11 protein-coding genes are annotated in these 13,610 nt (G+C 42.4%); 6 read left to right on the forward strand and 5 right to left on the reverse strand.

The genetic code is table 11. From position 1 onward, the window contains the following. Positions 1 to 397: 397 nt before the first annotated feature. The 5 genes from L4C33_RS13655 (at position 398) to L4C33_RS13675 (ending at position 8,244) form a co-directional block, all read left to right on the forward strand. A complete protein-coding gene (locus L4C33_RS13655; RefSeq protein ID WP_428812979.1) occupies positions 398 to 1,225 on the forward strand; it encodes an AraC family transcriptional regulator in 828 nt (275 codons plus the stop codon). 180 nt (positions 1,226 to 1,405) lie between these two features. Then, the gene (putA, locus tag L4C33_RS13660; RefSeq protein WP_428812980.1) at positions 1,406 to 4,540 is read left to right on the forward strand and encodes a bifunctional proline dehydrogenase/L-glutamate gamma-semialdehyde dehydrogenase PutA; all 3,135 of its coding nucleotides are present in this window, start codon (positions 1,406 to 1,408) and stop codon (positions 4,538 to 4,540) included. Positions 4,541 to 4,551: 11 nt separating this feature from the next. Next, positions 4,552 to 5,256 carry a 1-pyrroline-5-carboxylate dehydrogenase gene (locus L4C33_RS13665; RefSeq protein ID WP_428812981.1) on the forward strand — a complete coding sequence of 235 codons (705 nt, stop codon included), beginning with the start codon at positions 4,552 to 4,554 and terminating at the stop codon, positions 5,254 to 5,256. A gap of 106 nt (positions 5,257 to 5,362) precedes the next feature. Beyond that, positions 5,363 to 6,853 carry a sodium/proline symporter PutP gene (putP, locus tag L4C33_RS13670; RefSeq protein ID WP_428812988.1) on the forward strand — a complete coding sequence of 497 codons (1,491 nt, stop codon included), beginning with the start codon at positions 5,363 to 5,365 and terminating at the stop codon, positions 6,851 to 6,853. Between the two features lie 272 nt (positions 6,854 to 7,125). After that, positions 7,126 to 8,244, forward strand: a complete 1,119-nt coding sequence (locus L4C33_RS13675) for a DUF1254 domain-containing protein (protein WP_428812982.1) — start codon at positions 7,126 to 7,128, stop codon at positions 8,242 to 8,244. 131 nt (positions 8,245 to 8,375) lie between these two features. Here the strand turns inward: L4C33_RS13675 and L4C33_RS13680 are convergent, their stop codons facing one another. The 4 genes from L4C33_RS13680 to L4C33_RS13695 form a co-directional block, all read right to left on the reverse strand. Next, the gene (locus L4C33_RS13680) at positions 8,376 to 8,798 is read right to left on the reverse strand and encodes a universal stress protein (protein WP_428812983.1); all 423 of its coding nucleotides are present in this window, start codon (positions 8,796 to 8,798) and stop codon (positions 8,376 to 8,378) included. Positions 8,799 to 8,933: 135 nt separating this feature from the next. Next, on the reverse strand, positions 8,934 to 9,551 hold the full coding sequence (locus L4C33_RS13685; protein WP_428812984.1) for an alpha-ketoglutarate-dependent dioxygenase AlkB family protein: 618 nt from the start codon (positions 9,549 to 9,551) through the stop codon (positions 8,934 to 8,936). Between the two features lie 2 nt (positions 9,552 to 9,553). Next, positions 9,554 to 10,984 carry an NAD-dependent succinate-semialdehyde dehydrogenase gene (locus L4C33_RS13690; protein WP_428812989.1) on the reverse strand — a complete coding sequence of 477 codons (1,431 nt, stop codon included), beginning with the start codon at positions 10,982 to 10,984 and terminating at the stop codon, positions 9,554 to 9,556. A 622-nt stretch (positions 10,985 to 11,606) separates the two neighbouring features. Next, complete coding sequence (locus L4C33_RS13695) at positions 11,607 to 11,771, reverse strand: hypothetical protein (RefSeq protein WP_428812985.1); 165 nt, start codon at positions 11,769 to 11,771, stop codon at positions 11,607 to 11,609. A gap of 393 nt (positions 11,772 to 12,164) precedes the next feature. Here L4C33_RS13695 and L4C33_RS13700 point away from each other — a divergent pair, with 393 nt between their 5' ends. Then, entirely contained in the window at positions 12,165 to 12,653 is a 489-nt protein-coding gene (locus tag L4C33_RS13700) for an Lrp/AsnC family transcriptional regulator (RefSeq protein ID WP_428812986.1), read from the forward strand. Positions 12,654 to 12,742: 89 nt separating this feature from the next. Here L4C33_RS13700 and L4C33_RS13705 read toward each other — a convergent pair whose 3' ends face one another. Then, on the reverse strand, positions 12,743 to 13,447 hold the full coding sequence (locus L4C33_RS13705) for a DUF445 domain-containing protein (RefSeq protein ID WP_428812987.1): 705 nt from the start codon (positions 13,445 to 13,447) through the stop codon (positions 12,743 to 12,745). Between the last annotated feature and the right edge of the window lie 163 nt (positions 13,448 to 13,610).

Consider the following 13,610-nt stretch of genomic DNA (forward strand, 5'->3'; position numbering starts at 1 on the left):
GCATAGTAAATAGAAATAATTTCAAAATCATAGATTAACGGTTGAGGTTAATCTTCATTATTCGATGAATTTTAGTTAGCACTAGCATTTATAGCTTTTTATTGACAATGAATCTACTAAAAAGCTTTTAATAGTCGCTTTGTCTTCAACTTTGTTGAGCTTTTCAAGAAATATTAGAGTGACACTTGCTTTCTGAAATTAATATTGGTCCTACATTAGCCGTAAGTTATCACTTCTTGATCATCTTTCCGGGAAGCATGATCGCGAGGATCATGGAGTAAGATCGTGATTGCTCGATGATTTTATCGATCCTTGGGAAGGATTAGGGCATTAACAAATTCATCTTCCGTCTTTTTAAGAGTATTATTTACGATCTGTGCTCGAAAATTTGATTACCATGCCGAAACTAATAGCGCCTCTTATTTTACCTTCTACTATCACGCCAAGTGTTGATATGCCACGTCCTGCGGAGATTGTGACCTTGCCATCTCATATGGATTGTCACGAACATCATTACACCCAAGTTGTAATTGGCTTAAAAGGGCAAGCAGAGTTTGAAGTCAGTGGCCAAGGTAACTTAGTCGGGCCAGGGCAGGGCTGTGTGGTAACAGCAAGCTCTGATCATGCTTTCGGAGGCGTAGTCGAACAGTCGGATATTTTGGTACTGAATATGCCAGTGCCATCTGATGATGATCCCTTGATGTTAAATAAGCTGAATGAACTTTCTAGTGCCAATACCTACTTTCAATTGGACGGACAAATTCAAAAGCTGATTCAAATGCTAGTACAAGAAATGCATGCCAGCCCTGATGATCTTTTACTTAGCCGTGCCTGTAACGATACGGTGATTGCTTTATTACAGCGCCACATCTCGGTATTTGAAGCCTCACACAAAGATTCACGTTTCGATCTTGAAGTGATCGACCGTTATATCGAGCAACATTTGTCGAATAAGATCTCTGTTGCGCAGTTAGCTGGAAGTGTATTTTTGGGTGAAAGTCAGTTCCACATGCTTTTCAAAGAGCTTATCGGGATCACGCCACACCAGTATGTACTGGGTAAGCGCATTGATCGAGCAAGAAGCCTTATTGAACAAGGAAACTTAAGCTTGGGGCAAGTGGCTGAATTAAGTGGTTTTTCTGGTCAGAGTGCCTTCGCTCATACTTTTTCTCGCCTACAGGGCATGTCTCCTTCCCAATACAAAAAACAATTATTTGTTAAATAGCCTACACAAACGGCACAATATGTTGTTCTTTTATATGTGACCTTGTTTTAATTTTGTTATAAAAGCGAGTTTTTAGCAAAAAACTCGGAGTTTTTGACAAGTATTCCTTATACTCTCAAAATACACTGCTAGCCATTGTAGATTGCCCGACTTTTTCGGGTGTGAGATTGAGGAAAACGCATGTTTACTGCAACTGATGTGTTAACGCCGGAGTTTGTTGAACAACCGCTGAACAAACTATGGTCGCTGATCTCGCCATTATATATGGTGGATGAAACACAATGGCTAGAGCAGCTGCTACCGCTAGCAACGCCTTCTGATACAGAAAAACAACAAATAGCTGGTAAAACTACAGAGCTAATCGAAGTGATCCGTGCTGATAAAAGCTCGATCCAAATGATTGATGCTCTACTACTTGAGTACAGCCTAGATACTCAAGAAGGTATTTTGTTGATGTGTCTTGCTGAAGCGTTAATGCGAATTCCAGATTCAGCGACTGCTGATGCGTTGATCCGCGATAAATTAAGCGTTGCAGATTGGAAGTCTCATCTAAAGAGCTCTGACTCTGTCTTCGTAAACGCGTCGACCTGGGGTTTAATGTTGACGGGTAAAGTCGTTGGCTTATCTGAGAAACAATCCCCAAGCCCTACGCAGGCTGTTAACCGTTTGGTAAATAAGCTTTCTGAGCCTGTGATCCGTAAAGCGATGCACCAAGCGATGAAAGTAATGGGCCACCAATTTGTATTGGGGCGTAGCATTGCTGAAGCACAGAAAAATGGTCGCAGCATGCGCGACAAAGGCTTCACGTATTCTTATGATATGCTGGGTGAAGCAGCTTTAACGACCGCTGACGCAAATAAGTACTTCAAAGATTACCTAATGGCAATTGAAGCCGTTGGTCGTGACACTTATTCAAACCCTAAAAGCCCTGCGCCTTCAGTATCTATCAAGCTTTCAGCATTACACCCACGATACGAAGTCGCAAACGAAGAACGTGTGCTTTCTGAGCTATGCGATACGTTAGGTCAACTTCTACGTCGTGCGATTGAGCTTGATGTTGCGATTACTATTGATGCAGAAGAAGCTGACCGTCTTGAACTGTCGCTTAAGTTGTTTGAGAAGTTGTACCGCAGTGAGTTAGTCAAAGGCTGGGGTAAATTTGGTCTTGTTATTCAAGCGTATTCTAAGCGCGCTCTGCCAGTATTAGCTTGGCTAAATGGTTTAGCGAAAGAGCAGGGTGATATGATCCCACTTCGCTTGGTTAAAGGTGCGTATTGGGATAGTGAGATCAAATGGTCACAGCAAGCCGGTTATGACAACTATCCTGTTTATACTCGTAAAGAAGCGACAGATGTTGCTTACCTTGCTTGTGCTCGTTTCTTACTGAGTGACAACGTTCGTGGAAACATCTTCCCACAATTTGCGAGCCACAATGCCCATACCGTTACTGCTATAGCGGTAATGGCTGATCATAAAGATTTCGAATTCCAACGCTTGCATGGTATGGGTGATTCACTTTATAACCATGCAATGGCAGCCTACCAGCAGTCGGTGCGTATCTACGCTCCAGTTGGTAGCCACAAGGACTTATTGCCATACCTTGTACGTCGACTTTTAGAAAACGGCGCAAACAGTTCATTTGTTCACCGCTTGGTTGATGCCCGCTGCCCTATTAGCGAGTTAACTCAACACCCTGTTGATATGTTATTGGCGTTCGATACGTTGAATAACACACAGATCCCTTTGCCATCTCAAGTCTTCCCTGAGCGTAAAAACTCGTACGGTGTGAATATTGATATCGAGAGCGAAGCGCACAAGTTTGAAAAAGAAGTACATCGCTTCTTAGATAAGCAATGGTCTGCTGGCCCGATGATCAATGGCGAGTCGTATTTCGAAAGCATGATCAAGGCTGAACATTCGGTAGAAGCGATTACGGCACCTTATGATCGTCGTATTAATGTTGGTCAGGTTGCTTTTGCAAACCTTGATCATGTTTCCGCTGCAATTGAAGGTGCTGAYGCTACTTTCCCTACCTGGAAATCGGTTCCTATTGCAGAAAAAAGCCTTCTATTAGAAAAGCTTGCTGACCTGCTTGAAGATAACTTGGCAGAGTTGGTTGCGCTATGTCACCAAGAAGCTGGTAAAACTATTCACGACAGTGTTGATGAAGTCCGTGAAGCGGTTGATTTTTGTCGTTACTACGCGAAACAAGCAACTAACCTAGCTCCATTTGAGCTGAAAGGCTTTGATGGCGAGACGCGTTTATCTTCTCGTGAAGGTCGTGGTGTGTTTGTTTGTATCAGCCCATGGAACTTCCCATTAGCGATTTTCTTGGGTCAAGTGAGTGCTGCACTTATTGCAGGTAATACTGTTGTTGCAAAACCAGCCGAGCAAACAAGCTTAATTGCTGCAAGAGCTGTTGAGTTGATGAATGAAGCAGGGTTCCCTGCAGGTACTATTCAATTACTGCCTGGTCGCGGCGCAGAAATTGGTAGCGCATTAACGTCTCATACGGCAATTGCTGGTGTTGCTTTCACGGGTTCAACACCAACGGCGCAACGTATCAATGTCTCGCTAGCAAGTCGTGATGCTAAGCCGGTACCGTTTATTGCGGAAACTGGTGGCCAAAATGCAATGATCGTTGACAGTACAGCGCTGCCTGAACAAGTTGTACGTGATGTTATTCGTTCGGCTTTTGCTTCTGCTGGCCAACGTTGTTCTGCATTGCGTGTGCTTTATGTTCAAGAAGACATCGCAGACCGTATTGTTGCTTTGATTCAAGGTGCAATGGACGAGCTGCATGTTGGTATTCCACATCTGCACAAAACTGATGTGGGTCCTGTGATTGACACGAATGCGAAACAAAAACTGTTGGCGCATTTAGAAAATATGACAGCTACTCAAAAGAAAGTTTCTCAATTAACGCTTTCCGATGAATGTGCTCAAGGTGATTTTGTTCCACCAAGCGCGTTTGAAATTGATGATATTAGCTGTTTGAAAGAAGAGCAGTTTGGCCCTGTGCTGCACATTGTTCGTTTTAAAGCGAGCGAGTTAAGCAATGTGGTTGAGCAAATTAATCAAACTGGTTTTGGTTTGACGATGGGTATTCACAGCCGCAACGAAACGACTTATCGCTGGATTGAGAAGCATGCTCGCGTAGGTAACTGTTACATCAACCGTGACCAAGTTGGCGCAGTGGTTGGCGTACAGCCGTTCGGTGGCCAAGGTTTATCAGGTACTGGCCCTAAAGCTGGTGGTCCTCACTACCTATACCGATTTACTAACGTTCAGCTAATCACACAAGACAAGGCATAAGGAGCAGTATCATGGTTCATCAAGTGGCGGGTTTTTCTGATGCATTGCTTGCGTGGGAACAGTGGAATTTAACGGAGTTCGCTTATAAGAGCGATCACCTTCTTTCTTTTAAATCTGAATTGGAAGGTTTGAACCCGGCTTATGGCCCGGTAAGCACTTTCCATATTCAACAGGCTTCAAATCTACTCGAAGAAAGCCATCAATTAGTCGGGCCAACAGGCGAGACTAATGAGCTTTACGTCGCAGGTCGCGGCGTAGCACTGATTGTTTTAGACGAGTGTGATAACAAACTTTCAGCGCAGCAAACCACTATAGCTATGGTGTCTGCTACGTTGTTAGCCGGTAACAGTGTGATGCTTTGCAGTGATGATGTGGAGTTGAATCTTCACGTCGAAAAAGCAGCCGCACAAGCCAATCTACCATCGAATCTAATTCAAGCAGTATCGTACGATGCTGCTCAGCAGTTATTAGATTGTGATGTTAGAAACGTTGGCTATATCGGCTCTACTCAAGTTGAACAACGTATCAACTTGCAACTTGCCAAACGCGATGGTGCCATCGTTAGTTTGGTGTCTGAAACGGATCTTGAGTCAATGCTCGTTGCTCATGATCCTCATCTATCGCTGCGTTTTATTACAGAACGTACGCGAACTATAAATATAACAGCCGTGGGCGGAAACGCGACCTTGCTAGAGCTTGGCAGTGACGCTCACTAACCTTTCATAGTTAAACCAGCTTAGATACCTGTTATTTAAGCTGGTGATTCTCCATTGGCGACAATGGAGCAGGGAAGGCATTCTTAAAAATGAGGACTATCAAATGATAGAAAATAGTTTTGCGATAACATCAACGTTTATTGCGTACCTGATCATGATGCTCGCGATCGGGGTTATTGCTTACAAACGTACATCTAATTCGACGGATTACTTTTTAGGTGGACGTAGCTTAGGCCCTTGGCCTGCTGCACTTTCTGCTGGTGCATCAGACATGAGTGGCTGGTTGCTATTGGGTTTACCAGGTTATGCTTACGCTGCAGGTTTTGAAGCGTTCTGGCTAGCGGGTGGTCTATTAATTGGTACTTGGGCAAACTGGTTAATCAGTGCAAAACGCCTACGTACATACAGCATTACAACAGACGCATTGACGCTGCCAGAATTTCTTTCTCGTCGCTTCAACGATACGTCGAAGATGATTCAAACAATTTCAGCCTTTTTCATTCTTCTATTCTTCCTTTTCTACACAAGTTCAGGCTTGGTAGCTGGCGGTAAATTATTTGAAACAGTATTTGGCCTTGATTACACAACAGCCGTTATCATCGGTACTGTTTGTGTTGTGTCATATACGCTCTTTGGTGGCTTCTTAGCGGTATCTTGGACTGACTTAGTTCAAGGCCTTCTAATGTCTGCTGCGCTATTGATCGTACCAATTGCGGCAATGAACGGTGGCCTAGGTCAGCTTTCAAATGATCTACATGCGATTAACCCTGAGCTACTCACGCTATGGAATGATGCGAAAGGTGAGCCTTTATCTGCAATCGCCATTATCTCGCTTGCTGCGTGGGGCCTAGGTTACTTCGGTCAACCTCATATCCTAGCGCGTTTCAAAGCAACACGTACTAATGCTGATTTAACAACGGCACGTCGTATCGCGGTTATCTGGTCTGCACTTTCTATGGTAGGTGCAATGCTAGTAGGTCTTGTTGGTCTAATTTACGTGACTAACTCTGGCTCAGCAGCTCTAGACGATGGTGAGAAGATCTTCATGCTACTTGTGAACGCGATGTTCCACCCAGTGATTGCCGGTATCTTACTAGCGGCGATTCTAGCGGCGATTATGAGTACTGCGGATTCTCAGCTTCTTGTTTCATCTTCAGCTCTAGCAGAAGATTTCTACAAGCAAGTATTTAAGAAAGACGCAACGTCAGAAGAGATTGTACGTGTTGGTCGTATTGCGGTTATCGGTATTTCACTAGTAGCACTATTCCTTGCAATGACACCTGACAGTTCTGTTCTTGGCCTTGTTTCTTACGCTTGGGCTGGTTTTGGTGCTGCGTTTGGTCCTGCCATTGTACTAAGCCTTTACTGGAAACGTATGAACCGTAATGGTGCTCTAGCGGGTATTGTTATCGGTGGTGTGACTATCGTTCTTTGGAAGCAGTTTACTGGCGGTTGGTTCGATGTGTACGAAATCGTCCCTGGTATCATTCTATCGACGATTGCTATCGTTGTGGTGAGCTTAATTACTGGTGAACCTGAAGAGTGTGTTCAAGCTCAACACAAAGAGTTTGAGAAAAACTTAGTTGAACTAGATTAGTTACAACAGCAACATTGAAATCGGTCATTTAACATGACATGAAAGAGCCGCTCTAGCGGCTCTTTTTTTTGCGTTTTAGAATGATATTACCTATCAACATTTTCGAGCTCGCCCAATATCAGAAATGAGCAGAGGAACTGAATACTATAAGTCCATCGAGAGAATATGAGAAACCAACAAGGATTGGTCATTCATAAAAGGCAAGGTGGCTCTGAACTCATAACTTTCTAATTCATTACTTAGCTTACAAATTTTTGAATAGAGGCAATCTTATGAAACGTACTATCATCGCATCCCTTATTGTTATGTGTTCTCTTTCTGGTACTGCAATGGCGCATGACCTTGGTGACCACCTCCCTCAACGCGGTCAACCAACAGCTGTTCAAATTGAAAATGGTGGCGACCGTCAGGTTACAAAAGAAAACTTTATCGCCGCTGAATCTGACAAATATTTCTTCGAACAACAGACAAAGTCAGGGATTAACAATTTTACGCATGATCGTATTTTGTTAACGATGGATACTCAAACTGTGGTTCGACAAAACCGTGACACTCTGTATTCGAAATCGATTTGGGACACCAAAGGTGGGGTCTCGTTTGAACTACCAGAGTTAGATACTTACCAAACACTGCAAGTTATTGATGAGAACCACCGAACTGTTGCTGTTATCTATGCTGAAAAGGGTAAAAATAAAGTCACAATAACACCTGATATGTTGTCTTCTGGTGAGCATGTCTGGGTGATTGCTCGAACTCAAGTTTCTGGTAACTCAGCTGAAGCCTTTTTAGAAGGCAATAAAAAACAAGACATGATCAAAGGACATGCAAATTCCGCTGACTTATATCAGCCAAAAGGATTTGACCAACATGACCGAGAAGAAGCTCGATTAGGCTTAGAAGCGGATGTATTGAAGCTCGACTTTACTAAAGCGATGGGCGCGCCAGAAGGTAAAGCTTTGAAGCCTGAACAGAATTTAAAAGCACGTGATGTTGAGCTATTTCATGCTCGTGGACTCACTTCTATGGGCTTTGGCGGTTTACCAACTGAGCATGCCTATTACAAGGTGTTGTTAGCAGAGGATCGTTCAGGGGCTTGTCAAACCATGACGTTTGAGGCTCCACCATTGGGAGACCAAGGTTTCTTCTCTATCACGACTTATGGTGCAGATGCTTATGTTCATACTGATAACTTTGCGCTGTCTAGCCGTGAGGGTGAACTTGAATCTAATCAAGATGGCACCTACACCGTAAACTTTAACTGTGGTGGTAGCGCAATTAACAATATTGATGTTGAAGCGGGTTGGACAGGTATCCTGAGAATGTATAAGCCGAACAGTGATACAGAAATTGTTGAATACGCTCAAGGTGTCATGTTGCCTCAGTCAAAGTAAGCCGATAGAAGAACTTATTTACAGTGTAAAATTGCTGAAAGTTCAATGTTGGGCTGCTACATAGAGACAGTAAAAGAGCCACTTTATATGAAGTGGCTCTTTTTATTGGAAGCAGAAGATGGCTCTGAATATTATTTGATAGGGATGACTAGGATATCTATTGAAGACTTATTAATTAGGTGGCGAGAGTAGGAGACTATTTGGCTCCAGAAATCGTGGTGATGGCCACAAATTAAAAGGTCGAAGCCATTATCATTAATGGTGTTTTCAAGCTTGTCTCCTAAGTCTCCAGTCCCAATTAAAAATTGATGTAAAGGATAGTCGGCATATTCTCTAAACATCTCCAGTAGATTATTGGATGGTTCGTTGAGAGGCCTACTTTTGGGGTCACTTTGAATGTCGATCAGTTCTGGATAAATCTCACCGTGTGTCCCATCAATATGAACAAATGACAGGTTTGCTTTCGTTAACTTCGCCATAGACACTGCGCGATCGATGAGTTGTTTACTTTCTTCTGTTAGCTCTATTGCGACTAAAATATTTTGATAATTCATAAGTTCTTCCTCATACAGAATACTTCTTTTTCCATCATAGTTAGGATGCAGAAAAATAGTGTATTAGGTGTCTCACTTTGTTTATTATCTAGCCAAATTTTATAGGTTTATGTAATCAAATTTGGGGACGGCTTCTTAGACTATCGAGCGGAAAGTCAGGTTGATACGAGCCGTTTTATTGAGCTTGGTTTTGGGGATGGTGTGTAACCAAAATGACTGCGTGTCGCCTGCCATGATTAACAAGCTACCGGGAACTAGGTTAAACGTATATTTTTTCTTCGTGGTTTTATGCTTTAGATGAAACTTTCTCGTTTCTCCTAAGCTTAATGAAGCAATGATTGGCTGCTTGCCTAACTCCGGTTCATTGTCGCTATGCCAGCCGTTTGAATCAGAACCATCACGATACAAATTAGCAAGCACCGAATTAAACTGTGTACCTGCCATTTTCTCACAGGCTGATTTCAGAGGTAATAAGCTGGGTAACCAAGGTTTAGGTGTGAGCTCGATGTTTGAGTAACGATAACTTTTGTCTCCATACCAAGCTTGAAGTCTAGGTATGGGCGTTGTCTTACCAAAAATAGTAATTTCGTCACTTCGCCATTCAAGTTCGTGTTGTAAAGCTGCAAAGAGTTGAGCTGCTTCTTGAGCATCTATGAAATTTGGAGCCCAGTAAAGTCGTCCATTCTCTATGTCGTGCCACTGATTTGGCACGAGTGGTGAATCTAAAGTTGAAGGTTCACTGGGCTGTCGCATAATTACTGTAATCCGCCGAAACATAGATATTTTAATTCTAGGTACTCATCAATACCTTGTTTTGCACCTTCACGGCCAATCCCCGATTGTTTAATACCGCCAAACGGTGCCACTTCACTTGATATGACGCCTTCATTTATGCCGACCATGCCATATTCGAGAGCTTCGGAGATTTTCCAAACTCGGTTAATGTTCTGACTATAAAAGTACGCCGCTAACCCGTAGATGGTGTCGTTCGCCATGCGGATAAGCTCTTCATCAGTATCGAACTTGATCAACGGTGCGACAGGACCAAAAATTTCGAGTTGTGTTATATCCATATCATGTGTGACATTTTTTAATATGATCGGATCAAGGAAYTGCCCTGGGCGAGGTGATATTGGCGCAGTTGGCTCTGCTCCTTGTGCAATAGCTTGTTCGACAATGGATAGAATGTTCTCTTTAGCTGATGGAGTGATCAAAGGGCCAATGTTTATCCCTTGATCTAATCCATTTCCTACGGTTAATCGTTCGGTTGCTTGTTGGAATTTAGTGGCAAATTTCTCATAGATAGAGTGGTGAATATAGAATCGGTTGGCACACACACAAGTTTGCCCTGCATTACGGAATTTGGATGCAATCGCTCCTTGTACTGCAGCGTCGATATCGGCGTCTTCGAATACGATAAATGGGGCATTACCGCCTAACTCCATTGAGGTTCTCTTTACATCATTTGCGCTCTGCTGCATCAGTGTTCTACCCACTTGAGTTGAACCAGTGAACGACAGTTTTCTTATCAATGGGTGAGAAGTGAAAATTCGACCAATTTCTATCGGGTCTTTACCTACTACGACTCGTAATAGTTCACGTGGGATCTCTGCTTGGTAAGCAAGCTCAGCGATAGCAAAAGCCGATAGTGGCGTATGTTCTGAAGGTTTTACAATGAAGCTGCAACCAGCTGCCAGTGCTGGCGCTGCTTTGCGAGTGATCATCGCATTAGGGAAATTCCATGGGGTGATAGCACAAGTTACACCGACAGGCTGCTTGATAGTGATGAAACGCTTGTCCCCGGAGGGGCTTGGTATACTTTCACCGTAAGTACGTTTAGCTTCTTCTGCAAACCATTCAACAAAACTGGCTCCGTATACGACTTCGCCTTTTGCTTCTTCTAATGGTTTCCCTTGTTCCAAAGTCATTAAGTATCCAAGGTCATCTTTATTCTCAATCAGTAGCTGGAACCAGTGCTGTAAGCGCTTCGCTCTGACTTTTGCGGGCAGTTGAGCCCACTCTTGTTGTGCCGAATGTGACTGTTCAATATAGGAGAGGATTTCACTTTCACTTGATGTTGCAACATAACCAATAACTTCAGTTGTAGCGGGGTTGATGACTGTGAGGGTATCCTTTGATGGTGGAACCATAAATGACAATAAAGTTTTATTTTGAATTTGCTGCAACATAGCCATGACCTCTGTGAAGATATTGTATTTGTTGTGCGCTAGAAGGTTTCGACGCAGTGGCTTCAGTTTATATCACGTTGGGCTCTTTGATCAGTAAGCGGATTGTTAAGAGTTAAGCATGTCTCTTTTCAATATGAGGTGATGTGGACAAAATCGGAGGTTAGGTTTGAGGCACTTTTGAGATCAAGAAGGTATTTAATATCAAAAAATTAAACATGGTTTTGCGTGTTTTTTGTACTTAGTACTCATTTTTGATATCGAGCACATGATTTTGGGAACTCAGTTGAACATTATGTGTCAACTATCAATAACAACTCACCTCATGGAACATAAGGTATGCCTGATCTATATTGCAAAGCATGTAAAAAAACGACGTTACATAAATCAATTATGAAGCGCTGTCCGGTTGAGGATCAAAGCTCTTCAGGATTGTTTTGCAGTGTTCAGCAATGGGTAAACCGTTTGGTCGGGGGAACGCATTATTATGATCTTGAACGTCAGCATTTTTGTCGAACTTGCAACTGCCGTTCAGAATCAGAAACACAAGTGATGTTGCCTAGCTAGCTTGGTTTGAGCATCGCGAAAATATCGCTACCGGTGAGCTAGAAGTCTGTTGTATTTAGGCAACTTTAGTTTGCTCGTTACACTGAGCTCCATCTATTTTGACTGGCCATCCGTAGCTTAGATATTCCTTTGCCAGTGCCTCTGCCACATCTTTAGAAACCGTAGTGTGGTTCCATGAACCGATCCCAAAGGGTTTGTAAGCAAGTTGTTGTGTCATCATACCGAGTACTCCTTCTCATTTAGATGTAATCATTATTATTGGATTACTCGATCTTTACTTGTCTATTTAGCTCATTTTATTTATTGCGCAGGTCATTGTTGTAACGCATTGTTAACAAATAATTTTAATTTTATACACTGACTAAATCATTGCGATCTATTAATAAAATCTATGTGAATGTAAATCAATAAATAAAGTGAGGATTGGAGCTTGTTAAGTGAATTTGGCACCAGGTCGTAACGATTTTATTTATTGTGATTGATTGGGTTAACCACTTATATGGCAATCTGAAGTAAAAAGCGTGATGGTGCTTTATTTATTTTACAAAAATGTTAAGTCGTGGTTTGGCTATCGAATATAATTGTTTTATCAGCTAAGTAAACGAGTGAAATAATGGCGAGTAATCAACTAGATCGAATTGATAAAGACATTTTGAGAATTCTACATGCAAAGGGCCGTTTAGCTGTTGTTGAACTTGCTAAGTTGGTTAATCTAACCACTTCACCTTGCTCTGACCGCCTTAAACGTTTAGAAAAAGAAGGCTATATCAAGGGATATCATGCTGAGTTGTGTGCCGAGAAACTGGGGCTCGATGTTCAGGTTTTTATTCATATCCGCTTAGATCAAACGAGCTTCTCTATCTTCGAAAAGTTTGCGGATGCCGTGGAGTCGATCCCTGAGATTGAAGAGTGCTATTCGCTGTCTGGAGACTTTGACACCATGATAAAAGTGCGCGTTAAAGATATGAAGGCATACCAAGAGTTTATGTCGAGTAAGTTAGGCACTTTACCTGGTGTTATTCAAACTCGTAGTGAAGTGGTTATTGAAGAGCATAAATCAGGGTTTGGTGTGAACGCTGAGCTGTTGGCAACATTGAATTGATTTAGCGCGAAGAGATAGAAGAAAAGCATAGAAAAACGGGAAGCTGTCAGAGCTTCCCGTTTTATTTGATGTGAGTATAAACTTTTAAATTAAAGCGTGATAACCGCAGAAATTAATCCGATAGCACCACCAAAAACGCCACCCCAAACGACTAACCACCCTAGGTGCTGTTTAATCATTTGTTGAACCATGTCTTTCACTAATTGAGGAGTCAGTTCATTTAAACGTTGGTCAATGATCGCTTCAATGTTCTCTTTAATTTCATCCATCATTGCTGGTGACTCAAGCTCTTCTTTAATCGCTGTCTTTACAGCATCGCTCTGACTGATCTCAACGACAGACTCTTTCATTTTTTCAACAAAAGGTTCTTTAAGTGGTTGCAGCGCTTCAGTACCACCAAGCATTGCTAGCATGCCGCCGAAAGAAGAATTAGCAATCACTTCAACGAGCGAATCAAACGCAGGGTTAAAATCTATCTTTTTAATGACAGGCTCAAGGTTTAGCGTTTTGCCGCCCATTTCTTGGTTTAGAAAGCGATCGATGTTTGTTGCTGTGAAGAATTGCTCCATCATTAAATGCTTGATTGCGGCTTTAAATTCTTCAAAGCGAGCAGGGATGATACCTGAACCATAAAGTCCCGGTACTTTTTCAAACAGCATATGAATGGCTAACCAGTTTGTCACTGCTCCGGAGAACGCAAACAAACCAGCGTATAAAGCATAAGCATTATTGGTGTAGTAGCCTATTGCCAACAGCGTTAAAGCAACAAGGTTGGTGAGTACGCTTTTGTTCATAATTCATCTCAATGTAAGTAACTGGACGAGATTCTAAGAAAAAAAGCAGAGAGAGGAAAGGGGATAAAGAAAAGAAAGGCTAGCCTCCCCCCGAAGTCTAGCCTTATTCCAGAAACGCGCAAGCGAGGCGTCTTGGTTTCTGATACACATACTATATTTATAG

Source organism: Vibrio makurazakiensis, from assembly GCF_050337375.1.
Lineage (GTDB): Bacteria > Pseudomonadota > Gammaproteobacteria > Enterobacterales > Vibrionaceae > Vibrio > Vibrio makurazakiensis.

Bases quoted from the DNA above. Each gene is read 5' to 3' on its own strand.
- L4C33_RS13655 (WP_428812979.1), top strand. From the start codon at position 398: ATGCCGAAACTAATAGCGCCTCTTATTTTACCTTCTACTATCACGCCA.
- L4C33_RS13665 (WP_428812981.1), top strand. From the start codon at position 4,552: ATGGTTCATCAAGTGGCGGGTTTTTCTGATGCATTGCTTGCGTGGGAA.
- L4C33_RS13675 (WP_428812982.1), top strand. From the start codon at position 7,126: ATGAAACGTACTATCATCGCATCCCTTATTGTTATGTGTTCTCTTTCT.
- L4C33_RS13680 (WP_428812983.1), bottom strand. From the start codon at position 8,798: ATGAATTATCAAAATATTTTAGTCGCAATAGAGCTAACAGAAGAAAGT.
- L4C33_RS13685 (WP_428812984.1), bottom strand. From the start codon at position 9,551: ATGCGACAGCCCAGTGAACCTTCAACTTTAGATTCACCACTCGTGCCA.
- L4C33_RS13695 (WP_428812985.1), bottom strand. From the start codon at position 11,771: ATGATGACACAACAACTTGCTTACAAACCCTTTGGGATCGGTTCATGG.
- L4C33_RS13700 (WP_428812986.1), top strand. From the start codon at position 12,165: ATGGCGAGTAATCAACTAGATCGAATTGATAAAGACATTTTGAGAATT.
- L4C33_RS13705 (WP_428812987.1), bottom strand. From the start codon at position 13,447: ATGAACAAAAGCGTACTCACCAACCTTGTTGCTTTAACGCTGTTGGCA.